This is a genomic window from Vibrio sp. Vb1018 (genome assembly GCF_033338775.1).
GTDB lineage: Bacteria > Pseudomonadota > Gammaproteobacteria > Enterobacterales > Vibrionaceae > Vibrio > Vibrio alginolyticus.
The window spans coordinates 77001-98987 of sequence record NZ_JAWOTI010000014.1; the positions used below are offsets into that span (position 1 = coordinate 77001).

21 protein-coding genes are annotated in these 21987 nt (G+C 44.6%); 14 read left to right on the forward strand and 7 right to left on the reverse strand.

Going from position 1 to position 21987, the window contains the following annotated elements; all coding sequences use genetic code 11:
* The first annotated feature begins 628 nt into the window (after nt 1-628).
* The 9 genes from R7Z10_RS15425 to luxS all read left to right on the forward strand — a co-directional run bounded on the left by R7Z10_RS15425 (nt 629) and on the right by luxS (nt 11181).
* Complete coding sequence (locus tag R7Z10_RS15425; protein ID WP_054579070.1) at nt 629-886, forward strand: oxaloacetate decarboxylase subunit gamma; 258 nt, start codon at nt 629-631, stop codon at nt 884-886.
* A 31-nt stretch (nt 887-917) separates the two neighbouring features.
* Nucleotides 918-2702, forward strand: a complete 1785-nt coding sequence (gene oadA / locus R7Z10_RS15430) for a sodium-extruding oxaloacetate decarboxylase subunit alpha (RefSeq protein ID WP_318105222.1) — start codon at nt 918-920, stop codon at nt 2700-2702.
* Between the two features lie 9 nt (nt 2703-2711).
* Nucleotides 2712-3842, forward strand: coding sequence for a sodium ion-translocating decarboxylase subunit beta (locus R7Z10_RS15435; protein ID WP_005379935.1), 1131 nt, complete (start codon nt 2712-2714; stop codon nt 3840-3842).
* Between the two features lie 123 nt (nt 3843-3965).
* Entirely contained in the window at nt 3966-4916 is a 951-nt protein-coding gene (locus tag R7Z10_RS15440) for an NADP-dependent oxidoreductase (protein WP_005385434.1), read from the forward strand.
* A complete protein-coding gene (locus R7Z10_RS15445) occupies nt 4910-5371 on the forward strand; it encodes a YqaA family protein (RefSeq protein WP_005379938.1) in 462 nt (153 codons plus the stop codon). Before R7Z10_RS15440 ends, R7Z10_RS15445 begins: the two co-directional genes overlap by 7 nt.
* Before the next feature lie 9 nt (nt 5372-5380).
* Complete coding sequence (locus tag R7Z10_RS15450) at nt 5381-8224, forward strand: pitrilysin family protein (RefSeq protein WP_017820389.1); 2844 nt, start codon at nt 5381-5383, stop codon at nt 8222-8224.
* Between the two features lie 156 nt (nt 8225-8380).
* On the forward strand, nt 8381-9949 hold the full coding sequence (gshA, locus tag R7Z10_RS15455; RefSeq protein WP_005385430.1) for a glutamate--cysteine ligase: 1569 nt from the start codon (nt 8381-8383) through the stop codon (nt 9947-9949).
* A 23-nt stretch (nt 9950-9972) separates the two neighbouring features.
* Nucleotides 9973-10578, forward strand: coding sequence for a hypothetical protein (locus tag R7Z10_RS15460; protein ID WP_318105224.1), 606 nt, complete (start codon nt 9973-9975; stop codon nt 10576-10578).
* Nucleotides 10579-10662: 84 nt separating this feature from the next.
* The gene (luxS, locus tag R7Z10_RS15465; RefSeq protein WP_017820391.1) at nt 10663-11181 is read left to right on the forward strand and encodes an S-ribosylhomocysteine lyase; all 519 of its coding nucleotides are present in this window, start codon (nt 10663-10665) and stop codon (nt 11179-11181) included.
* A gap of 67 nt (nt 11182-11248) precedes the next feature.
* Here luxS and R7Z10_RS15470 read toward each other — a convergent pair whose 3' ends face one another.
* Together R7Z10_RS15470 and R7Z10_RS15475 are read right to left on the reverse strand one after the other, a co-directional pair.
* Entirely contained in the window at nt 11249-12529 is a 1281-nt protein-coding gene (locus tag R7Z10_RS15470) for an HlyC/CorC family transporter (protein WP_005379948.1), read from the reverse strand.
* Nucleotides 12530-12653: 124 nt separating this feature from the next.
* Entirely contained in the window at nt 12654-13448 is a 795-nt protein-coding gene (locus R7Z10_RS15475; protein ID WP_005379950.1) for an inner membrane protein YpjD, read from the reverse strand.
* A 224-nt stretch (nt 13449-13672) separates the two neighbouring features.
* Here R7Z10_RS15475 and ffh point away from each other — a divergent pair, with 224 nt between their 5' ends.
* The 5 genes from ffh to rplS all read left to right on the forward strand — a co-directional run bounded on the left by ffh (nt 13673) and on the right by rplS (nt 17275).
* On the forward strand, nt 13673-15055 hold the full coding sequence (gene ffh, locus R7Z10_RS15480; RefSeq protein ID WP_005385423.1) for a signal recognition particle protein: 1383 nt from the start codon (nt 13673-13675) through the stop codon (nt 15053-15055).
* 209 nt (nt 15056-15264) lie between these two features.
* The gene (rpsP, locus tag R7Z10_RS15485) at nt 15265-15513 is read left to right on the forward strand and encodes a 30S ribosomal protein S16 (RefSeq protein ID WP_005379962.1); all 249 of its coding nucleotides are present in this window, start codon (nt 15265-15267) and stop codon (nt 15511-15513) included.
* Between the two features lie 29 nt (nt 15514-15542).
* Complete coding sequence (rimM, locus tag R7Z10_RS15490; RefSeq protein ID WP_005379964.1) at nt 15543-16091, forward strand: ribosome maturation factor RimM; 549 nt, start codon at nt 15543-15545, stop codon at nt 16089-16091.
* A 27-nt stretch (nt 16092-16118) separates the two neighbouring features.
* Nucleotides 16119-16880 carry a tRNA (guanosine(37)-N1)-methyltransferase TrmD gene (gene trmD, locus R7Z10_RS15495; protein ID WP_005385420.1) on the forward strand — a complete coding sequence of 254 codons (762 nt, stop codon included), beginning with the start codon at nt 16119-16121 and terminating at the stop codon, nt 16878-16880.
* A 41-nt stretch (nt 16881-16921) separates the two neighbouring features.
* The gene (rplS, locus tag R7Z10_RS15500; protein ID WP_005379971.1) at nt 16922-17275 is read left to right on the forward strand and encodes a 50S ribosomal protein L19; all 354 of its coding nucleotides are present in this window, start codon (nt 16922-16924) and stop codon (nt 17273-17275) included.
* An 810-nt stretch (nt 17276-18085) separates the two neighbouring features.
* On the opposite strand, the gene yacG is transcribed toward rplS, so the two are convergent.
* The 5 genes from yacG to R7Z10_RS15525 form a co-directional block, all read right to left on the reverse strand.
* Nucleotides 18086-18280 carry a DNA gyrase inhibitor YacG gene (gene yacG / locus R7Z10_RS15505; protein WP_017635922.1) on the reverse strand — a complete coding sequence of 65 codons (195 nt, stop codon included), beginning with the start codon at nt 18278-18280 and terminating at the stop codon, nt 18086-18088.
* A gap of 158 nt (nt 18281-18438) precedes the next feature.
* Entirely contained in the window at nt 18439-19179 is a 741-nt protein-coding gene (gene zapD, locus R7Z10_RS15510; protein ID WP_005373086.1) for a cell division protein ZapD, read from the reverse strand.
* Between the two features lie 27 nt (nt 19180-19206).
* On the reverse strand, nt 19207-19821 hold the full coding sequence (gene coaE / locus R7Z10_RS15515) for a dephospho-CoA kinase (RefSeq protein WP_017635920.1): 615 nt from the start codon (nt 19819-19821) through the stop codon (nt 19207-19209).
* Complete coding sequence (locus R7Z10_RS15520) at nt 19822-20691, reverse strand: A24 family peptidase (RefSeq protein ID WP_025768182.1); 870 nt, start codon at nt 20689-20691, stop codon at nt 19822-19824.
* Between the two features lie 64 nt (nt 20692-20755).
* Nucleotides 20756-21979 carry a type II secretion system F family protein gene (locus tag R7Z10_RS15525; RefSeq protein ID WP_017635918.1) on the reverse strand — a complete coding sequence of 408 codons (1224 nt, stop codon included), beginning with the start codon at nt 21977-21979 and terminating at the stop codon, nt 20756-20758.
* Nucleotides 21980-21987 lie beyond the last annotated feature (8 nt).

The following is a 21987-nucleotide window of genomic DNA, read 5'->3' on the forward strand; positions in this document are numbered from 1 at the left end:
GTCCTTAGCTCAGCTGGATAGAGTACCTGGCTACGAACCAGGCGGTCGGAGGTTCGAATCCTCCAGGACGCGCCACTCATTGAAAAAGCCTCGCAATTGCGAGGCTTTTTTGTATCTAGACATCTGGAGTATGGCGTAGGATCACTAGAGCCTATGTTCCTCTTTTTTAAAAGCGAATATGTGCGTATCTAAGCAATTTGCTATCAAGCTTCTGTCGCATCGTGTGAAATCATCCTGATTATCCCTCCTATACACTGACTTCCATTTTTCATTTCAATTACTCTCATGTAGTTACTTTGTTTGTTATTTGTTTATTGATTGTTAATTTTGTTCATCTTTTTGTTTTTGTTGGTTTTTACTGCGTGAGTCCCGATTTGATTTTGAAATCTAAATCGCAGTTTTTATTTATGTCCTCCTTTACTCTGTTCGTAAGGTGATAGCGATTTGAAGTGATTATTTTGTCATGAACTGTGATCTGGGTAGTGAATAAATAATCATTTATCAGGATTACTACAAACCTTCCTTAAACAAAATTGACAAAATTTAACCAATCGAGATAATCCATGGGTCGGGATTTGACACTATTAAAGTCCTGCACGTTGTCAGGATGACAAAGAAAGGAAGCAACATGACTAATATAGGAAGCCTGCTAGTAGATGCGGCCACCCTGATGCTAACGGGGATGGCGGTCGTATTTATTTTCCTCACTATTCTTGTTTATCTCGTTCGGTTAATGTCGAAATTGGTACCAGAAGAAGTACCAGAGCCGATCGTAGCACCAAAAACAAACACTAATATTCAATCAACCTCTTCAGCTGTTAGTCCACAAGTAGTGGCGGCGATCTCGGCTGCGATTCATAAACATCGCGCCTCATTCGCGAAGTAGCCGAACTAGGATTAAAAAGGAGTTTAAGAGCATGTCTAAACCACTAGCTATTACTGATGTGGTCCTTCGTGATGCCCATCAATCACTATTTGCTACGCGTATGCGTATTGAGGATATGCTGCCTATCGCAGCTGAGTTGGATAAGGTTGGTTACTGGTCTCTAGAGACTTGGGGTGGTGCAACATTTGATTCTTGTATTCGATTCTTAGGGGAAGACCCTTGGGAGCGTTTACGTGAACTAAAAAAAGCGATGCCTAATACACCAATGCAAATGCTACTGCGTGGTCAAAACCTTTTAGGATACCGCCATTATGCCGACGATGTAGTAGAGAAGTTTGTTGAACGCGCGCATGCTAACGGCATGGATGTATTCCGTATTTTTGATGCAATGAATGACGTGCGAAACTTCCAGAAAGCCGTGAAAGCAACGGTTGATGTTGGTGCGCATGCTCAAGGTACGTTGTCTTACACAACGAGCCCAGTGCATAACGCAGACACTTGGGTTGACTTGGCAAAACGCCTAGAGGATTTAGGTTGCCACTCGCTGTGTATTAAAGATATGTCTGGCTTACTTAAGCCATATGAAGCGGAAGAGCTTATCACGCGTATCAAAGCGTCTTGTGATGTGCCATTGGCACTTCATTGTCATGCAACAACGGGGCTGTCTACAGCAACAGCGGTAAAAGCAGTAGAAGCCGGTATTGATATTCTCGATACTGCGATTTCTTCAATGAGTTGTACTTACGGTCATACACCGACTGAAACGGTAGTCGCTATGCTAGAAGGCACCGAGCGAGATACCAATTTGAAACTCGAGCAACTGGAACATATCGCCGCATATTTCCGTGAGGTACGTAAGAAGTATGCGAAGTGGGAAGGCCAGTTAAAAGGAGTCGATTCACGCATCCTGATTGCTCAAGTGCCTGGTGGTATGCTGACCAATATGGAAGGCCAGTTGAAAGAGCAGGGCGCTGCGGATCGCATTGATGAAGTATTAGAAGAGATCCCTCGTGTACGTGAAGATCTTGGTTTCATTCCATTGGTGACTCCAACTTCACAGATCGTCGGTACGCAAGCGGTGATTAACGTTCTTACTGGCGAGCGCTATAAGAGTATTACCAAGGAAACCGCTGGCCTATTGAAAGGTGAGTACGGTCAAGCGCCAGCCGAGTTAAATGCAGAACTGCAAGCGAAAGTGCTTGATGGTAAAGAGCCAATTACCTGTCGTCCTGCCGATTTACTTGAGCCTGAAATGGAGACGCTTACGGTTGATCTGATGGAGAAAGCGAAATCAGAAGGCATTAAGCTAGCAAGTGAGCGTGTTGATGACGTACTCACTTATGCACTTTTCCCTCAAGTTGGGCTTAAGTTCCTTAAGAATCGTGAAAACCCAGAAGCATTTGAGCCTGCACCAACGCTAGAAGCTGCGAAGCCTGCTGTACCTGTAGCTCAACCAGCAACTGGTGGTGTAGAAACTTATAGTGTACGTGTTGACGGGCAGGTGTATGAGGTGGAAGTTGGCCCTCAAGGTGAACTGACATCTGTTGCTCCTTCTAATGCACCGGCAAAATCGGCTACACCTAGCGCACCTTCTAATGCTTCAGCAGAAGCGGTACCTGCTCCTCTTGCAGGTAACATCTTCAAAGTGAATGTTCAACCTGGTGCTGAGGTAGCTGAAGGCGATGTATTGCTCATCCTTGAAGCGATGAAAATGGAAACTGAAGTACGAGCGGCGCGTGGTGGTGTGGTTCAAGAGCTGAACGTTAAAGAAGGCGATGCTGTCACAGTAGGTGCGCCTCTGTTGAGCCTGGCGTAAGGGAGTATCATGGACGGATTGTTAACCCTTTGGGCAGAAACAGGGATCGCTAACTTCGAGTTCGGCCAAATCTGTATGATGCTGGTTGGTTGTACCTTGCTGTTTTTGGCAATTAAAAAAGGATTTGAACCTTTACTGTTATTGCCGATTGGTTTCGGTGCTATTTTGGCGAATATTCCAAATGCTGGCTTTACTGAGCCTGGTGGCTTGCTCTACTACGTTTACTACATTGGGATTGAATCGGGTGTGTTCCCGCTATTGATCTTCATGGGTGTGGGCGCGATGACCGACTTTGGTGCTTTGATCGCAAACCCAAAAACGTTGTGGTTAGGTGCGGCTGCGCAGTTTGGTATTTTTGCAACACTGTTTGGCGCTATTTTACTCAACTATGTACCTGGCATGGAGTTTTCCATGGCGGATGCATCGTCTATCGCGATCATCGGTGGGGCTGATGGGCCAACAGCGATTTTCTTAGCGAGTAAGCTCTCTCCAGATCTGCTAGGTGCGATTGCAGTCGCGGCATACAGCTATATGGCATTGGTGCCGATCATCCAGCCACCAATCATGAAAGCACTGACAACCAAGGAAGAGCGTCAAATCAAGATGGCTCAGCTTCGTCATGTTGGTAAATGGGAGAAAGTCATCTTCCCGCTTGCTGTATTACTGATGACGATTCTGTTCTTACCTTCAGCTACGCCATTGGTTGGTATGTTCTGTTTGGGTAACTTGATGCGTGAAGCTGGTGTGGTCGATCGTTTATCGAAAACTGCTCAAAATGAATTGATCAACATAGTGACTATCTTTTTAGGTCTTGGTGTTGGTTCTAAGCTGCAAGCTGAGCAGTTCTTGAACCTAGAAACGTTAGGTATCTTGGGGTTAGGCGCAGTTGCATTTAGTATCGGTACTGGTGCGGGCGTCCTGATGGCGAAACTGCTTAACAAGTTCTCGAAAGAAGACATCAACCCACTTATTGGTGCGGCTGGCGTTTCTGCGGTACCAATGGCCGCGCGAGTCGTAAACAAAGTTGGTTTACAAGCTAACCCGCAAAACTTTTTGTTAATGCATGCGATGGGACCAAACGTTGCTGGTGTGCTGGGTTCAGCCGTTGCGGCTGGTATATTGTTAGCACTTGTTGGTTAGACATTATTGAAAATGGAATGATCAACCAATTTACAAAATCACGATTAACTTAGGTTAACAAAATGGTTTATAGTCAAAGGGATGCTTTCGCATCCCTTTTTGTTTTCTTGCAGGGAATGGTTTATGGAACACAAACAGATCGTTATCACTGAGTTTGGTGATGCCAACGTACTCGCGATTCAACATGCTTCTACACCATCACCACAGCCTGGTGAAGTCTTAGTAAAAGTCGCTTTTTCAGGCGTAAATCCTATTGATGTCAAAACTCGAGCTGGGCTCGGTTGGGCGGCAGCGCAGAATAAGGACAATTTACCTTGGGTGCCAGGTTACGACATCTCAGGAAAAGTGATGTCTTGTGGAGAGGGGGCATCACGTTTTAATGAAGGTGATGAGGTGGCTGGATTTATTGGTTTCCCAGTTCGAGGCGGTGGTTACAGCCAATACATATGTGTTCCAGAAACTGAGTTAAGTCATGTTCCTAGCTCTGTCACTTTAGAGGCAGCTGCTGCATTACCGTTGGCGGGACAAACTGCGGCACAAGCTCTCAGTAAGGCTAATGTGACGGAAAACGATCGCGTACTTATCCTCGCTGGAGCCGGTGGTGTTGGACACCTCGCGGTACAAATTGCGATCGCGACGAAAGCGGAAGTCTTTACAACCTGCAGTGAACGAAATCTAGACTACCTTGCGACGCTCGGTGCTCATGCAGTGAACTATCAATTTGCACCAGTGTCAGAACGTGTGGAAGATGTTGATGTTTTGATTGATTTAGTAGGCGGAGATGCTGCGTTAGATGCGCTTAAATGCTTGAAAGACAATGCGAGAGTCATCACCGTTCCAACCATCACAGCTGAGCTGATTTGTGAAAAAGCCAAACTCCTAGGCTTTGAGGCTAGTGGCATGTTGGTTGAACCAGACCCTGCGCAGTTAGATACCTTGTTGTATATGGTCGGCGTTGGCTTACTGAAGACTGAAATTCAACAGGTTTATCCTATGAGTGATGTCATTGGTGCTCACCAGCAGGTCGAATCAGGAAGAACCAGAGGCAAGGTGTTGCTTGATATGACATGCTAGAAGCATTTAACACGAGTTTTGAAAGTTTAGCGCTTTGGTTTTCAGATTCAGCATTATGGGTGCTTTTCATGACCGGTTTTCTCAGTGCCACGTTGTTGCCTGGTGGTTCTGAAGCGGGCTTAGTTGCCACTCTCTCATTAAATCAATACTCCGTTTCTTCAATTGTTATGGTCGCTACTATCGGTAATACGCTTGGTGGCTTAACAAATTATTGGCTTGGCTTGTGGATTCCCAACAAAGCACAAGAGGAAAAGCACGGTCATACCGCATTAAAGTGGCTCTCTAAGTATGGCTATTGGGGATTATTTTTTAGCTGGTTACCTGTAATAGGAGACCCGCTGTGTTTAGCCGCAGGGTGGCTAAGAATGAAGTTTCTGCCTTGCGTGATTTTAATATTTTTAGGAAAGGCTGCTAGGTATAGCTTACTTGCGGCCATCTATCTCGGATTATTTTAAGGAAAGTACATGAAGATGTTTTGGGTTGGCGCGTGTTCACTGTTGGTGATCACGGGCTGTGCATCAAATACGCCAGTTTCATCACTGCCGAAAGGGGTAACTTTCGTTGAGTCATCGAAAGCTGAAGAAGGCAAAGTTAAGATTCCATACCAAAAGTATAAACTCGATAATGGTTTAACGGTGATCTTAGCTCCTGAAGATTCTGACCCATTGGTCCATGTGGATGTGACTTACCATGTTGGTTCAGCTCGTGAAGAAGTGGGTAAGTCTGGTTTTGCGCATTTCTTTGAGCACATGATGTTCCAAGGTTCAGAGAACGTTGGTGACCAAGAGCACTTCAGAATCATCACAGAGGCTGGCGGCACGTTAAATGGTACAACAAACCGCGATCGTACTAACTACTTTGAAACTGTCCCTGCTAACCAGCTCGAGAAAATGCTGTGGTTAGAGTCTGACCGTATGGGCTTTTTGTTGGATGCGGTTTCTCAACGCAAATTTGAAATTCAGCGTTCGACTGTAAAAAATGAGCGAGCTCAGCGTTACGATAATCGTCCTTATGGCTTAATTTGGGAGCGCATGTCCGAAGCGCTATATCCTGAAGGTCATCCGTATTCGTGGCAAACCATTGGTTATGTTGAAGATCTTGATCGTGTTGATGTGAACGACCTCAAAGCGTTTTTCTTGCGTTGGTATGGCCCAAACAATGCGACTATCACGATCGGTGGTGACTTAGACGTTGAACAAACTCTAGAGTGGGTAAATAAGTACTTCGGTTCGATTCCTCGTGGTCCTGAGGTTGAAAATGCGCCGAAACAACCTGCAAAACTGCAAGAAGATAAATACATCACTCTAGAAGATCGTATTCAACAACCTATGGTGATGATCGCGTGGCCAACAACCTACAACGGCGAAGAAAGCCAAGCGTCTCTCGACACGTTATCAGAAGTATTGGGTGGCGGTACCAACAGCGTGCTCTATCAAGACCTAGTGAAGACTCAAAAAGCGGTCGATGCTGGTTCATTCCATGACTGTGCTGAACTGGCGTGTAACTTTTACGTTTACGCAATGGGCGATTCTGGAGACAAAGGCGACCTATCAAAACTGTACGACGAGCTTTTACAATCACTGAATCAGTTTGCGGAAAAAGGCGTGACAGAAGATCGCCTTGAGCAGTTGAAGGGTAAAGCGGAAGCGGATGCTATTTTTGCGCTAGAAAGCGTTAAAGGTAAAGTGACTCAGTTGGCTTCCAACGAGACATTTTTCGGCGATCCTGATCGTCTTGAGCAACAGCTTGAACAAATCCGTGCAGTTACGCCGACTTCGGTAGAAAAAGCGTATACGGACTTTATCCAAGGTAAGAACAAAGTGACCCTAAGCGTGGTCCCAAAAGGAAAAACAGACCTTGTCGTAAAACCTGCGACCTTTGTGACACCAAAGCGTACGTTGCCAGAATATGAGAAGATTTCCGATGACCAATTGGCGTATCGTCGTGCGACCGATAACTTCGATCGCTCAGTGCAACCGCCAGTAGGAGAACCAGTGAAAGCGACGATGCCAGAGCTGTACGAGTTACATTTCAAGAATGGCTCAGAGCTGCTTGGTGCAGTTAGCGATGAAACGCCGACGGTGATGATGCAATTTAGTCTACCTGCAGGGACACGTTTTGTTGAAAAGGGTAAAGAAGGTCTTGCCCAATTGACCGCTGCGATGTTGCAAGAAGGTACAACGAAACGCAGTGTCGAAGAGATTCAAGCTGAGCTTGATAAACTGGGTAGTGTTATCTCTGTTAATGCCACAGGTTATACAACAAACATCAGTGTTTCTGCTCTAGAAAAGAACTTAGAGCCGACGTTAAAAATTGTCGAAGAGATGTTGCTGTCTCCTGCATTTAATCAAGATGATTTCGAGCGTGTAAAAATGCAAGCGCTAGAAGGCCTGGTATATGAGCACCAAAATCCAAGTTGGATGGCGTCACAAGCGAGTCGCCAGGTGCTCTATGGGGATTCGGTTTTTGCTCGACCAAAAGACGGCACGCAAGCAGGTGTCAGTGCATTAACGTTGGATGATGTCCGTGAATTCTACTCGAAGCATTACACGCCACAAAGTGCGCAAATCGTCGTTGTTGGTGACATCAATAAACAGGAAATTGAGCAGCAACTGACGTTCTGGAAAAACTGGCAAGATGAAGCTGCGCCATTGTATGCACCGCAAAGCATTGCTGCATTAGGTGAGCAAAAGATCCATCTTGTTGATAAACCAGGAGCGCCGCAAAGTGTGGTCATGATGGTTCGTCAAGGTATGCCTTACGACGCAACGGGCGATTTTTACCTAAGCCAACTGGCAAACTTCAACTTAGCTGGGAACTTCAATAGCCGCATCAACCAAAATCTACGTGAAGACAAGGGTTACACATACGGTGCTTACGGATATTTCTCTGGTAATCCAGAAACAGGCTCGGTGGTTTTCACCGCGCAAGTACGAGCGGATGCAACGGTTGCTTCGATCATTGAGATGGAAAATGAGCTAAATGAATACTCGCAGTCAGGTATTACTGATGAAGAGATGAAATTTATGCGTCAAGCGGTCGGTCAAAAAGATGCACTGAAATATGAAACGCCAACACAAAAAGCGGAGCTCATCAGTGATATTCTTAAGTACAACCTCGATCATGATTACTTGCAGCAAAGAAACGCTATCGTAGAAAAAGTCGATAAGCAGACGTTGAATGCGCTGGCTCAGAAATGGTTTGATCCAAATGACTATCAAATTATCGTCGTTGGTGATGCTAAATCGTTGCGTCCTCAATTAGAAAAGTTGGGGAAAGACGTAGAAGAGCTTGAAATCATTCGATAGAGTACACATTTAATAGCGGAGAAACGTTTCTCCGCTATTCATCTAGATAAGCAACTTTTCGTGGGTTATTTATCTAGATGCATTAACTATCAATAACTTAGCTTACACTTGTGTTATGTAACAAGTGTCCTGCTCCCAATATAAGCGAACCTCATTTTGACTGATTTTGCTGCGCGACTAAAAAAAGTTGCATCAAACCCCGAAGTATTTAAGCAGTTTGGACGCGGTGTTGAGCGAGAAACTTTGCGCTATCGTCAGGATGGACATCTAGCTACAACTCCTCATCCTGAAGGGTTAGGCTCTGCGTTCACAAATCAATGGATCACAACGGATTTTTCGGAATCATTGTTAGAGTTCATTACGCCTGTGTCACATGAAATTCCAGAACTGATGGCACAGCTGAAAGATATCCATCATTTCACTCAAACCAAAATGGGTGAAGAGAAAATGTGGCCACTATCAATGCCTTGCTACGTAGGCTCAGAGGATGATATTCAGTTAGCCCAGTATGGCTCTTCGAATGCAGCGAAAATGAAAACGCTGTACCGAGAAGGCCTAAAGCGTCGCTATGGCAGCCTGATGCAAATTATTTCAGGTGTCCATTTTAACTTCTCGTTTCCTGAAACATTTTGGGATGCGCTCTATGGCGAGCAAGATGAACAAGCCCGCCAAGATGCTAAGTCTGATGCGTACTTTGCGTTGATCCGTAATTACTACCGCTTTGGCTGGATGATTCCCTACTTCTTTGGTGCATCACCAGCGTTATGTGGCTCTTTTATTCAAGGTCGTGAAACCGATCTGCCATTCGAGAAGATTGGCGGGACATTATATTTGCCGAAGTCGACGTCTTTGCGTTTGAGCGATCTTGGCTATACCAATAGTGCTCAAAGTGTGCTGAAAATTGGTTTTAACAGCATTGACCAATACCTCGATGGTTTGAGTGATGCGATTCGCCACCCATCAGAAGAGTTTGCGAAAATTGGGGTAAAAGTGGATGGTGAATACCGCCAGCTTAATTCCAATATCTTACAAATTGAGAATGAACTGTACGCTCCGATTCGTCCAAAACGTGTATCGAAAAGTGGTGAGAAGCCTTCAGATGCGTTACGACGCGGTGGTGTCGAATACATTGAAGTTCGTTCTCTAGATGTTAACCCATTCAGCGCAGTGGGCTTAAATGAAGAGCAAGTACGATTCTTGGATCTCTTCCTTACCTGGGCGGCCTTGTCAGACTCAGACCCTATGGATAACTGTGAATTAGAGTGTTGGCGCGATAACTGGAATAAAGTCATTGTTTCTGGCCGTGAAAAAGGTCTAATGCTGCAAATTGGTTGCCAAGGTGAGCGTCTATCTCTACAAGATTGGGCACACCGAGTTTTCGTCGAGTTACGTCAAATAGCACAGCAAATGGATATGACCGCTGGTGGCAGTGCATACCAAGATGTGTGTAATCAACTCGAGACATGGATTGATAACCCAGAACTAACGATCTCTGGTCAACTATTAGAGCTAACGAAAGAGCTGGGTGGGCTAGGTAAAGTTGGTTGTACTCTTGGTATGAAGTACCGTGATGAAAACCTAGCTCACGGTTATCAGTACTATTCACAAGATACGATGGAAACGGAAGTAGCGTCGTCCGTGGAAAAACAAAAGCAAGCAGAGCAGAGTGACACGCTTTCTTTTGATGATTTTTTGGAAGATTACTTTGCTTACCTGAAGCAGTAATGACTAACTAAGGATTGGTGCGGTTGAACATTAAGTCGTCAGTAGTAGCGGTACTTGGAAGCGTGTTACTTGCAGGTTGTGCTACGGCACCGCCAAAGCAGCAGAATAACTTATGCGAGATATTCCGAGAGAAATCCGGTTGGTACGATGATGCCAAAGATATGGAAGATGAATGGGGGACCCCTATTCATGTCGCTATGGCCATCATTAAACAAGAAAGCAGCTTTCGGCACGATGCAAAACCACCTAAAGATTATTTGCTAGGGTTTATTCCTTGGGGACGAGTCAGCAGTGCGTATGGTTACGCTCAAGCTCAAGACCCTGCTTGGGAAGACTTCCAAGATGCCACAGGTCAGGGTGGCTCTCGTACCAACTTCGATGATTCTATGATGTTTGTCGGTTGGTATACTCATGAAACACGGCGTCAGCTAGGGATTTCATTATGGGATCCCTATAACCAGTATCTGACTTATCATGAAGGGCGAGGTGGGTATAAGCGAGGTACTTATAATCGAAAGCCTAGTTTAATCAAAGTCGCTCGACGTGTTGAACAAACAGCGAAAACTTATGGCTGGCAGCTGAAGCAATGTCGTCAGGAATTAGAAGACAACAGCAGCTGGTTCTTTTAGCCCACAGTCAGTTCATGTGCTGTAGGGATGAATGACATTTATCCATTACCGAAAGGTACTGGAGTTACAATCAGGAGAGATGTAATGCCTTTACTCGATAGTTTTACCGTGGACCACACTCGTATGAATGCACCGGCAGTGCGAGTGGCGAAAACCATGCAGACCCCAAAAGGGGATACGATTACTGTTTTCGACTTACGCTTTACTGCGCCAAACAAAGACATTCTTTCTGAAAAAGGTATTCACACCCTAGAGCACCTTTATGCAGGCTTTATGCGTAATCACCTAAACGGTGATTCTGTTGAGATCATCGATATTTCGCCTATGGGTTGCCGCACAGGTTTTTACATGAGTCTGATTGGCACACCATCAGAGCAGCAAGTCGCAGATGCTTGGATTGCAGCAATGGAAGACGTGCTGAAGGTAGAAAGTCAGAATAAGATCCCTGAACTTAACGAATACCAATGCGGCACGGCAGCAATGCACTCTTTAAAAGAAGCACAACAGATCGCAAAGAACATTTTGGATGCTGGTGTTTCGGTGAACAAAAATGATGAACTTGCTTTGCCTGAGTCGATGTTAAAAGAGTTGCGCATCGACTAGGTGCTCATTAAGAAGCATATTGCCCCAATAAGTAAAAAGCCTGACATGAGTCAGGCTTTTCTTTTGGTTATTTGGATGTCGATTTTTTCTTCTTCGGATAAACACGAACGAGCTTGATTCGGTTCTCTTCAATCTCAACAAGTTCCATTGGGTGACCCGCTACTCTCACACTTAGATGGCTCTCAGGAATATCTTCCAAGTGTTCTAAAATGAGCCCGTTTAGCGTTCTCGGGCCATCCGTTGGTAAATCCCATTTCAGGCCTTTGTTGATATCTCGGATATTGGTGCTGCCTTCAATAAGAAAGCTTCCGTCACCTTGAGGACTGATTTCATCAGAGAGGCTTGGAGAAATTGACGTCGTGAACTCACCAATGATCTCTTCCAGAATATCTTCAAGAGTGATTAGACCGATGATATCACCGTACTCATCCACGATCAGACCGATACGTTGCTTGTTGCGTTGGAATTTCAACATTTGCACGTTCAGTGGTGTGCCTTCTGGGATGTAATAGACCTCATCAGCAGCACGTAATAGCGTTTCTTTGTTGAATTCGTTCTTTTCCAACATCAGACGATAAGCTTCACGCAAGCGCAGCATGCCAACCACTTCATCAATTTGGTCACGATAGAAAACTATGCGTCCATGTGGTGAGTGTGTTAGCTGGCGAACAATGGATTTCCAGTCGTCGTTAATATCAATACCGGTAATTTCATTGCGTGGGACCATAATGTCGTTCACGGTGACGTGCTCAAGATCTAAAATAGACACTAGCATGTCTTGGTGTCGGCGAGGGATCAAACCGCCAGCTTCATTTACCACCGTACGCAGCTCATCGGAGCTAAGATGATCTTCTGCTGAGTGATCCGCTCTTACACCAAGTAAGCGGATAAAGCCATTCGTAATAAAGTTAACAAGCATCACTAAAGGCGACAGTAACTTCATCAGTATGGTCAATAATATACTGCTCGCGTAGGACACACGTTCAGGGTAAAGCGCTGCAATTGTTTTAGGGGTAACCTCGGCAAAAACCAATACAACCATAGTTAGTGCACCGGTTGCGATAGCGACACCTAAATCACCATACAAACGCATACCAATAATGGTTGCGATAGCAGACGCGAGAATATTAACGAGGTTGTTGCCGATAAGAATAAGACCAATCAAACGATCTGGACGGTCTAATAGTCTTTCGACTCGCTTAGCACCCTTATGCCCGTTTTTGGCTAAGTGTTTTAAGCGATAACGATTCAGAGACATCATCCCTGTTTCTGAACCGGAAAAGTAACCTGATATGACGATAAGACACGCGAGTAGCGCAAACAAGATACCCGTAGAGATGTCGTCCAAAACGTTGCTGTTCCTTGTAAGTATTGGGTTATATAACGGTTGAGTAAGTCCGTTAAGTCAAAGAGTTAAGGCGTACTGTATTTTATCTAGCCTAAAATATAAAGGATAGGAGCCCTAGAGCTCCTTAATTCAAGATGATTTCTTTTACAAAGCGACTGCCAAAATATGCCAGAGTCAACAGTGTTGCTCCTGCAACAGCGAACCATGTGACTTTTCTACCACGCCAGCCTTTTTGATAGTGACCCCAAAGTAGTATTGAGTACACCACCCAAGCGATGAAAGAAAGAATGCCCTTATGTGCCTTACCTTGGGCAAACATATCCTGCACAAAGACAAAGCCAGTAATGAGCGTGGCAGTTAACAATAAGTTACCGATCAAAATAATTTTGAAGAGTTGACGCTCCACCATTAATAGAGGCGGCAGGTTTGGGTTAATCGCCAAAGATTTTTTTGCTTTCAGTTTGTGATCCAGCCAAGCCAACTGAAGCGCATAGAGTGCCCCGATAGTTAAAGTCGCGTATGAGAAGAGCGCAAATGAAATATGAATGAGTAGCTTAGGGTCATTCTCTAGGTGCTTTATAAACGTGCTTGGCAAAAATGTGGCAGCAGATAAATTGATGGCAGCAAAGCTATAAACGACAGGCAATAAAAACCACAGTCGGTTTTTCAACATAGCAAGGCTCATGACCAGAGAAATAATAAAACTGATCAAAGAAGCCACGTTGAGAATACTCAGGTTTTGACCTGAACCATCAAAAATCAGATCACTCAAAATCCACGCATGAAAAACAAGCGCACAGGCAGCACTAGCAAACACTGTTTTTGCTTTGATTCCTGACTGTTGTGAGAGTCCGGGTATGATGGTCGCAATCGCCAAGACATAAAGTATGGCGGCCGCGATGGCTATTAAGCTATCCATGAATCCTAAATATTATTGTGCACGATGGAGAAATTATACCTTGCATTACACTTTGGGGCTACGTTATATCCGACATCAATCGTGAGAGATGAGATATTGAAATTAATAAGTTACCGCACCATATATAAATAGAGACAAGAATAGGACAGCGGTACGGGTATGACTCAGACCTTGGCTAATGTATACTCACACTAATTAATCGCCATTTTAGCGAAGAGACAAAGATGTTTGAGAATTTAACGGATCGATTATCCAAAACGCTGAAAAATATCAGTGGCAAAGGTCGTCTGACCGAAGACAACATTAAAGAAACCCTACGTGAAGTCCGAATGGCTCTACTTGAAGCTGACGTTGCGCTTCCGGTCGTTCGTGAATTTGTGAACCGCGTTAAAGAAAAAGCAGTGGGCGTAGAAGTTTCTAAATCTCTGACTCCAGGTCAGGAATTTATCAAGATCGTTCAAACAGAACTTGAAGCCGTAATGGGTGAGTCGAATGAGGCGCTAAACCTTGCCGCTCAACCACCTGCTGTGCTTCTTATGGCAGGTCTACAAGGTGCGGGTAAAACCACATCGGTAGGTAAGTTATCTAAGCTTCTAAAAGAACGTGACAAGAAGAAAGTTTTGGTTGTGTCTGCCGACGTTTACCGTCCTGCGGCAATCAAGCAGCTTGAAACACTGGCATCAGACATCGGTGTTGACTTCTTCCCATCATCACCAGACCAAAAGCCTATTGATATCGCCAATGCAGCGATTGACCATGCGAAGAAAAAATTCTACGACGTACTTATTGTCGATACCGCAGGTCGTTTGGCAATTGATGAAGAGATGATGGGGGAGATCAAAGATCTTCACGCAGCTATCAACCCAGTAGAAACGCTATTTGTTGTTGACGCCATGACGGGTCAAGACGCAGCAAATACAGCAAAAGCCTTTGGCGATGCGCTACCTCTTACCGGTGTAGTTCTAACTAAGGTTGATGGTGATGCTCGTGGTGGTGCGGCACTTTCAGTACGCCATGTCACGGGCAAACCAATCAAATTCTTGGGTGTCGGTGAAAAAACTGACGCGCTAGAACCGTTCCACCCAGATCGTGTTGCTTCACGTATTCTTGGCATGGGTGACGTTCTGTCTTTGATTGAAGACCTACAACGCAACGTTGACCAAGAAAAGGCAGAAAAGTTAGCGAAGAAGTTCAAAGAGAAGAAAGGTTTCGACCTTGAAGATTTCCGTGAACAGCTAGGCCAGATGCAAAACATGGGCGGCATGATGGGGATGATGGATAAGCTTCCAGGAATGTCCCAGCTACCAGACAATGTGAAAGATAAAGTCGATGACAAGATGTTCAAACAGATGGAAGCGATCATCAGCTCCATGACAATGAAAGAACGTCAACGCCCAGAAATTATCAAGGGCTCGCGCAAGAAGCGTATCGCGGCTGGTTCTGGTGTGCAGGTTCAAGATGTAAACCGCTTACTAAAACAGTTCACCCAAATGCAGAAAATGATGAAAAAGATGCAAAAAGGTGGCATGAAAGGCATGATGCGCAACATGCAAGGCATGATGGGCGGCATGGGGGGTGGCGGTGGCTTCAACCCATTTGGTCGTTAATTAATCGATCACGCATAGATTCAGGGTGTTAGGTACGTCACAAACTTTAAATTCAATTTATGTTGGTGAAAAAGTAACTAAACTCCTTGCATTGCTCCGGGAGAAGAGTAAAATTCCGGAGCTTTATTTTGGCACGAGACCCCAAACTGTTTAATTTCTTGAATGGTTTTTGGGGTTAATTTTATTTTTGAGAAAGCAAAGAGGACGACATGGTAACCATTCGTTTGGCACGTCACGGCGCTAAAAAGCGTCCATTTTATCAAATCGTAGTAGCGGACAGCCGCAACGCTGCAACTGGCCGTTTCATCGAGAAAGTTGGTTTCTTCAACCCAACTGCTAAAGGTCAAGAAGAAGGTCTACGTCTAGACCTAGACCGCGTTAACCACTGGGTTGGTCAAGGCGCGTCAGTATCTGACCGTGTTGCTAAGCTAGTTAAAGACGCTCAAAAAGCGGCTTAATTTTTTACTTGAAAAGTAGAAACTAGTTTATGTCGATGAAAGGTAAAGAAACAATGAGCAACGAAAAGATTGTTGTAGGCAAGTTTGGTGCTACTTACGGCATTCGTGGTTGGCTTAAGGTTTTTTCCTACACAGACAATGCTGAAAGCATTTTCGATTACAGCCCTTGGTACATTAACCAAAAGGGCAAGTGGGTTGAGTACAAAGTAGAAAGCTGGAAGCGCCATAACAAAGGTATGGTGGCTAAGCTGGAAGGCATGGATGTTCGTGAAGACGCGCATCTAATGACGAACTTTGAAATTGCTATTGACCCTGCGGTACTTCCTGAATTGTCAGAAGATGAGTTCTACTGGCGCGAATTGTTTGGGATGCAAGTTGTAACCACTAAAGGTTACGATCTAGGTGTTGTTACTGACATGCTAGAAACTGGCTCAAACGATGTTCTGGTTGTTAAAGCAAATCTTAAAGATGCTTTCGGGCAGAAGGAACGATTAATCCCGTTCCTTGAAGAGCAAGTGATCATTAATGTTGATCGCGAAGCTCAACGGATCGAAGTTGACTGGGATCCTGGATTCTAATCTCCAAAATTACAGAGCGAGATAAACATGTGGGTTGGCGTTATTAGCCTTTTTCCAGAAATGTTCCGTTCTGTTACTGATTTTGGAGTAACAGGTCAAGCGGTTAAAAAAGGTCTTTTGTCGATTGAGACTTGGAATCCTAGAGATTTCACTCACGACAAACATCGCACAGTCGATGACCGACCTTACGGTGGTGGCCCTGGTATGTTAATGATGGTTCAGCCTTTGCGCGATGCCATTCATACCGCGAAAGCAGCCTCACCGGGCAAGACGAAAGTCATCTACCTTTCTCCTCAAGGTCGCAAGCTCGACCAGAAAGGAGTGGAAGAACTGGCAACGAATGAGAACTTGCTTCTGATTTGTGGTCGTTATGAAGGGGTAGATGAGCGCATCATTCAATCTGAAGTCGACGAAGAATGGTCGATTGGTGATTTTGTGATGACGGGTGGTGAGATACCAGCCATGACGTTAATCGACTCTGTCTCTCGGTTTGTTCCGGGTGTACTAGGGGATTTCGCGTCAGCAGAAGAAGACTCTTTTGCAAATGGCTTGTTAGATTGCCCTCACTATACGCGTCCAGAAGTATTGGATGACAAAGAGGTACCAGCTGTACTGATGTCAGGCAATCACAAGGACATTCGTCAATGGCGACTCAAGCAGTCGTTGGGCCGTACTTGGCTAAGAAGACCAGAGCTCCTGGAAAACCTAGCTCTGACTGACGAACAGGAACAATTACTTGCTGAGTTTGTTAATGAGCATAAAGCCATTAAAGAACATAACGCAAAGTAACCTAATTTATTTAGTATCAGTTTATTCTAGGAATTTAAAAAATGAGTAACATCATCAAAGCTCTTGAAGAAGAGCAAATGAAATCAGACCTACCTAAATTTGCACCAGGTGACACTGTTGTAGTTCAAGTTAAGGTAAAAGAAGGTGACCGTGAGCGTCTACAGGCTTTCGAAGGCGTTGTAATCGCAATCCGTAACCGTGGTCTACACTCTGCTTTCACTGTACGTAAGATCTCTAACGGTGAAGGTGTTGAGCGTACGTTCCAAACACACTCTCCAATCGTTGATAGCATCGAAGTTAAACGCCGTGGTGCAGTACGTCGTGCCAAGTTGTACTACCTACGTGAGCGTTCTGGTAAGTCTGCTCGTATCAAAGAGAAACTTGCTAAGAAGTAATGCTATAACTAGCGTTCTCATCTTAAACGGAGTCCTTTTAGGGCTCCGTTTTTTTTATTTGTGTAATTAGCTTGCTCGTTTCTTTTCACCCGACCTGCACTGACGTACACTCCACGCCTCTGTCTTGCTGTGAATAGATTCCTGATGTCGCTATGGCTCCTCGGAATGACGGGAAATGATGGCCAAAGATTACAGGGCACCGCGGTTAAAATTCATCATTCTGAACAGCGACGAAGGAGCGTGATTCAGAATCTACTAGTCGAGCATGCAATTGTTTAAGTTGTTAGCTTCATCCTTGCTATGAGTAGATTCCTGATGCCGTTATGGCTCCTCGGAATGACAGGAAATGATGGTCAAAGATTATAGAGTACCGTGGTTAAAAATCGTCATTCTGGATAGCGACGGAGGAGCGTGATTCAGAATCTACTAGTCGAGCATGCAAGTGTTTACGTTGTTAGCTTCATCCTTGCTGTTAGTTGATTCTTAATGTCGCTATAGCTCCTCTGAATGATGGGAATTGATAGCCAAAGATTACAGGGTACCGCGGTTGAAATTCGTCATTCTGGACAGCGACGAAGGAGCGTGGTTAAAAATCTACTCGCTGAGAATGCTAGTGTTTCAGTTGTCCAACAGTATTCTTGCTATGAGTAGGTTCTTGATTTCGCTATGGCTCCTCTGAATGACGGGAATTGATAGCCAAAGATTACAGGGTACCGCGGTTAAAATTCGTCATTCTGGACAGCGACGAAGGAGCGTGATTCAGATTCCCCAAGAAGGAACCTAGGATCTTCCTTTACCCTAGGTCTTAATTTAGTACTGATCTTCAGACCAGCCATCACTATCGGACATATCGGGTGCGCCTGGGATGGTGTTTTCTTCATCTGCCCATTCACCAAAATCAATCATTTGGCATTGTTTACTGCAGAAAGGGCGATGAGGACTTTGTTCTCCCCATTCTACGTCGGCGCCACATTGTGGACATTGAACGATGGTAACTTTAGACATAGTTGAGCGTCCCATTACTAATTGGTGTTAAAGGGTAGTATACCTAAACGAATTAAAGATGGCTTATTCAACGCGCTATTGCTGCTACGAAATTTTATCAAATATAAGCGCAATAAAGCGTTGAATTTTAGATTATGGAGGCGAGGCGTAGTGTCGTCTTAGCTGCACACAGCAAGTTCAAATTCAATATCTTGTGTGCACGCTTGACCGTTTTCAAACGACATGAACTTGATCGCAAAGCGGTTTTTATGGCCTGAAATCATAGGATACACGCCATATTCCATTGGGATGTGAAGTCTTAGAATGTTGGCTTCATCAGCGTCACTTTGGAAGAAACCTGCACGACCGATTTGAGCTTTGAAATGTCCGGTCTCTCTAGTGAGCTTTAACCATAACGAAAGCGCATCAGATAAGGGCTTTAAGCTTGCTTGCCACTGTTGTGCATCACGCTTTTTACGTTCAATAGGTAGATGAAGCCAGTAGTGTAATGCTGGCAGATCAAAACAGCATGAACCACCCGGTAGATTAAAGCGTTGACGGATAGAGCTTAGGAAGCGATCTTCTTTTAATGCTTGGCCAAAACGTTCAGCACCCATTAGTTGGCTATGAACGACATCTATCTCTTGTAGTAGGGTATTTAATGCGTCTTGATCGACACCATCAACATTGAGCCAATGGCGGTACGACAGCCGCTGCTTCTCAAGATCTTTAGCCAGTTCACTTTTCAGTTGGATTTGTTCGAAGATCTCAACCATATCGAATAACGCACGGAAAAACAGTTGATACTGATGATTTTCGCTAAACCCAGAGGCCAAGTGAGCCTGACGCAGCAGAGACTCCACTCTTAGATAAATACGAGTTTTCTCATTTAACGGATGTTCAAATTTGTGCGTGGTCATCGACATAAGCCTTTGTGAGTTTCGTTCCTATTTTCGCAGATTTTTCTTACACATGGCTAGGTACTTTTCGTGCAAATCTGTGATTTGAAGCAAAAGATCAGGGTCACTTGGATTATTCTTAACCACATCGTCTGCAAGCGCGAGCCTTTGCTCTCTTGATGCTTGAGAGGCAAGGATGGCGCGAACTTGATCTTCACTCACATTGTCTCGTTTCATCGTGCGAGATATCTGTGTATTCGGTTCTACATCGACGACAAGAACGCGATCACACAAACTATCTAGCTTGTTTTCTACGAGCAACGGCACCACAAGTAACGCATACTCTGAAGTGACTTGCTGCAAATCTTCGATCATCTTTTCACGAATTATCGGGTGCAACAGTGCGTTGAGCCATGCTTTTTCATCTGAATTCGAAAAGATTTTTTCTCTCAGCTTTGCGCGATCTAAAGTTTGGTCTTCACGAACGATATCGTGACCAAAGTGTTCAATAATCGCGTTTAGGCCGGGAGTACCTGGCTCGACAACTTCTCTTGCTACAATGTCGGCATCGACGATATCGATTTTAAATTGTTGTTTGAACAGATTCGCGACGGTTGTTTTTCCACTAGCGATACCACCTGTTAAACCAATAACCAAAGCCATTTACACTCCTAGAACTGAAGTAAAGTACCAGTTTAAAATCTGCTCGCCCCAAATTAAGCTTATCCAACCAGCAATTGCTAAGTAAGGACCGAAAGGGAAAGCTTTTTCAATTCCCTGCTTTTGCAAGCGTAGTTGAATGATGCCAAATACGATGCCAACCACAGAAGAAAGTAGAATGATCATCGGCAGTGACTGCCAACCTAGCCAAGCCCCTAGTGCTGCTAGTAGTTTAAAATCACCATATCCCATTCCTTCTTTACCAGTAAGTAGCTTAAAGCCCCAGTAAACGGACCAGAGACATAGGTAACCAGCAATAGCACCAATGACAGAATCTTGTAGAGTAACAGGACTTATTTCGACTAATGCTAAGGCAATGCCAGCCCAAGTTAATGGTAATGTTAATTGGTCAGGTAACAACATAGTATCGAGATCGATAAATGTTGCAGCGATTAAGATAAAAGTGAAAAAGAGTAGGGCAACGGTAAAGTAACTAAAACCAAAGTGGTAAGCGACAAAGCCTGAGCAGAATGCAGTGAGCAGTTCAATCAGTGGATAGCGTGTGCTAATGGTTGTCTGACAGTTGTGACATTTGCCTTTTAAAAGCAGCCAGCTAATCACAGGAATGTTGTCGCGAATACGTATCGGTGTTGCGCATTTCTGGCAGGAGGAGCGTGGGACGCTCAAGGTCAGCACTTCTTTAGGAGGTTCTATTTTGTATTCAGGAAATGACTCGGCACATTCGCGTCGCCATTCTAGTTCCATGATTTTAGGTAGTCGATAAATAACCACATTGAGGAAGCTACCCACGATCAGACCGAAGATGGTGGCAAACACAACGAATAGCCAAGGGTAGTACTGGAATACTTCCATATTTGTCTCTTGAGCGATGAGTGAAATCAGCAAGATGCTGTTTTAAAGGAGTTAACAGCTCATTCTAGCCCAATACACTCATTAAGTTAAAGATTGGCAAGTACATTGCTGTCACTAATCCGCCAACAACGATACCTAAAAATACGATAATTAGCGGCTCTAGAATTTTACTAAGGTTGTCGACGGTGTTGTCGACTTCAAACTCGTAGATCGTTGCAACTTTATTGAGCATATCGTCAAGTCGACCAGACTCTTCACCGATCATGACCATTTGTAACACTAATTCAGGGAACACATTACAGTTACGCATGGCAACATACATTGGCATACCTGCGGCGGTATCACGGTAAACTTCTTCTATGGCGAGTTGATAGTGTAAGTTTCCTGAGGTTTTTGATGTGGTTTTTAAACTGGTTAGAATTGGAATACCCGCTGTAAAGCTTGTGGCGAGTGTTCGACTAAATTTGGCGATAGCGGCTTTTGATAATACAGGGCCCAGGACAGGAAATTTAAGCACAGAGCGGTTGAGCATTAAGCGAAAAGAATCTGAACGCTTAGAGAGGATTCTCGCCGAAATGAATAAACTAATGGAGCCTAGTGCGATAAACGGACTCCAGTTTTGTGTCCAGGCGGAAAGATCTAATACTTGCCTGGTAAACCACGGTAAGTCAGCACCAAAACCAACAAACATTTTTTCAAACTCGGGAATGACTTTGGTGAGCATGATAAACGACACGCCTAACGCTACTAGCACTACCATGGCTGGGTAGATCAGTGCTTTGATCACTTTCGCACGGAGTTGTTCATTTTTTTCTCGGTAGGTGGCTAAGCGCTCGAACACTTCTGCTAAGTTACCGGATTGCTCACCTGTGGCGATAAGATCGGTATAGAGTGGGTCAAAGTGTTCACTTGCAGTGCGCATGGCTTTTGACATGGGCGTCCCTGCTTCAACGGCGCGTGTCACGCTCATCAAAATGGATTTCATCTCTGCTTTTTTGTGATTCTCTGATACCAATTTTAAAGCCTGAACCAAGGGCACACCGGTTATCAACATCGTCGAAATCTGACGGGTAAACACCGTGATGTCTCTGCCTTTCACGCGATGGCTGAGTTTAGTGAGAAACGAGATACTGCTTTTCTTTAACTTCTTGATCTTGATGTGCTGTGCGTCTAGACGCTCGCGTACTTCAATTTCTGTCATCGCGAGGGTTTGCCCAGATGTCTTTTTGCCTGAACTGTTGATGCCTTTCCAGCGGAAGTTTTTAAGTTGTGGTGTAGTGCTTTTCATGGATGTGA

Bases quoted from the DNA above. Each gene is read 5' to 3' on its own strand.
- R7Z10_RS15425 (WP_054579070.1), top strand. From the start codon at position 629: ATGACTAATATAGGAAGCCTGCTAGTAGATGCGGCCACCCTGATGCTA.
- oadA (WP_318105222.1), top strand. From the start codon at position 918: ATGTCTAAACCACTAGCTATTACTGATGTGGTCCTTCGTGATGCCCAT.
- R7Z10_RS15435 (WP_005379935.1), top strand. From the start codon at position 2,712: ATGGACGGATTGTTAACCCTTTGGGCAGAAACAGGGATCGCTAACTTC.
- R7Z10_RS15440 (WP_005385434.1), top strand. From the start codon at position 3,966: ATGGAACACAAACAGATCGTTATCACTGAGTTTGGTGATGCCAACGTA.
- R7Z10_RS15445 (WP_005379938.1), top strand. From the start codon at position 4,910: ATGCTAGAAGCATTTAACACGAGTTTTGAAAGTTTAGCGCTTTGGTTT.
- R7Z10_RS15450 (WP_017820389.1), top strand. From the start codon at position 5,381: ATGAAGATGTTTTGGGTTGGCGCGTGTTCACTGTTGGTGATCACGGGC.
- luxS (WP_017820391.1), top strand. From the start codon at position 10,663: ATGCCTTTACTCGATAGTTTTACCGTGGACCACACTCGTATGAATGCA.
- R7Z10_RS15475 (WP_005379950.1), bottom strand. From the start codon at position 13,448: ATGGATAGCTTAATAGCCATCGCGGCCGCCATACTTTATGTCTTGGCG.
- ffh (WP_005385423.1), top strand. From the start codon at position 13,673: ATGTTTGAGAATTTAACGGATCGATTATCCAAAACGCTGAAAAATATC.
- rpsP (WP_005379962.1), top strand. From the start codon at position 15,265: ATGGTAACCATTCGTTTGGCACGTCACGGCGCTAAAAAGCGTCCATTT.
- rimM (WP_005379964.1), top strand. From the start codon at position 15,543: ATGTCGATGAAAGGTAAAGAAACAATGAGCAACGAAAAGATTGTTGTA.
- trmD (WP_005385420.1), top strand. From the start codon at position 16,119: ATGTGGGTTGGCGTTATTAGCCTTTTTCCAGAAATGTTCCGTTCTGTT.
- rplS (WP_005379971.1), top strand. From the start codon at position 16,922: ATGAGTAACATCATCAAAGCTCTTGAAGAAGAGCAAATGAAATCAGAC.
- yacG (WP_017635922.1), bottom strand. From the start codon at position 18,280: ATGTCTAAAGTTACCATCGTTCAATGTCCACAATGTGGCGCCGACGTA.
- zapD (WP_005373086.1), bottom strand. From the start codon at position 19,179: ATGACCACGCACAAATTTGAACATCCGTTAAATGAGAAAACTCGTATT.
- coaE (WP_017635920.1), bottom strand. From the start codon at position 19,821: ATGGCTTTGGTTATTGGTTTAACAGGTGGTATCGCTAGTGGAAAAACA.
- R7Z10_RS15520 (WP_025768182.1), bottom strand. From the start codon at position 20,691: ATGGAAGTATTCCAGTACTACCCTTGGCTATTCGTTGTGTTTGCCACC.
- R7Z10_RS15525 (WP_017635918.1), bottom strand. From the start codon at position 21,979: ATGAAAAGCACTACACCACAACTTAAAAACTTCCGCTGGAAAGGCATC.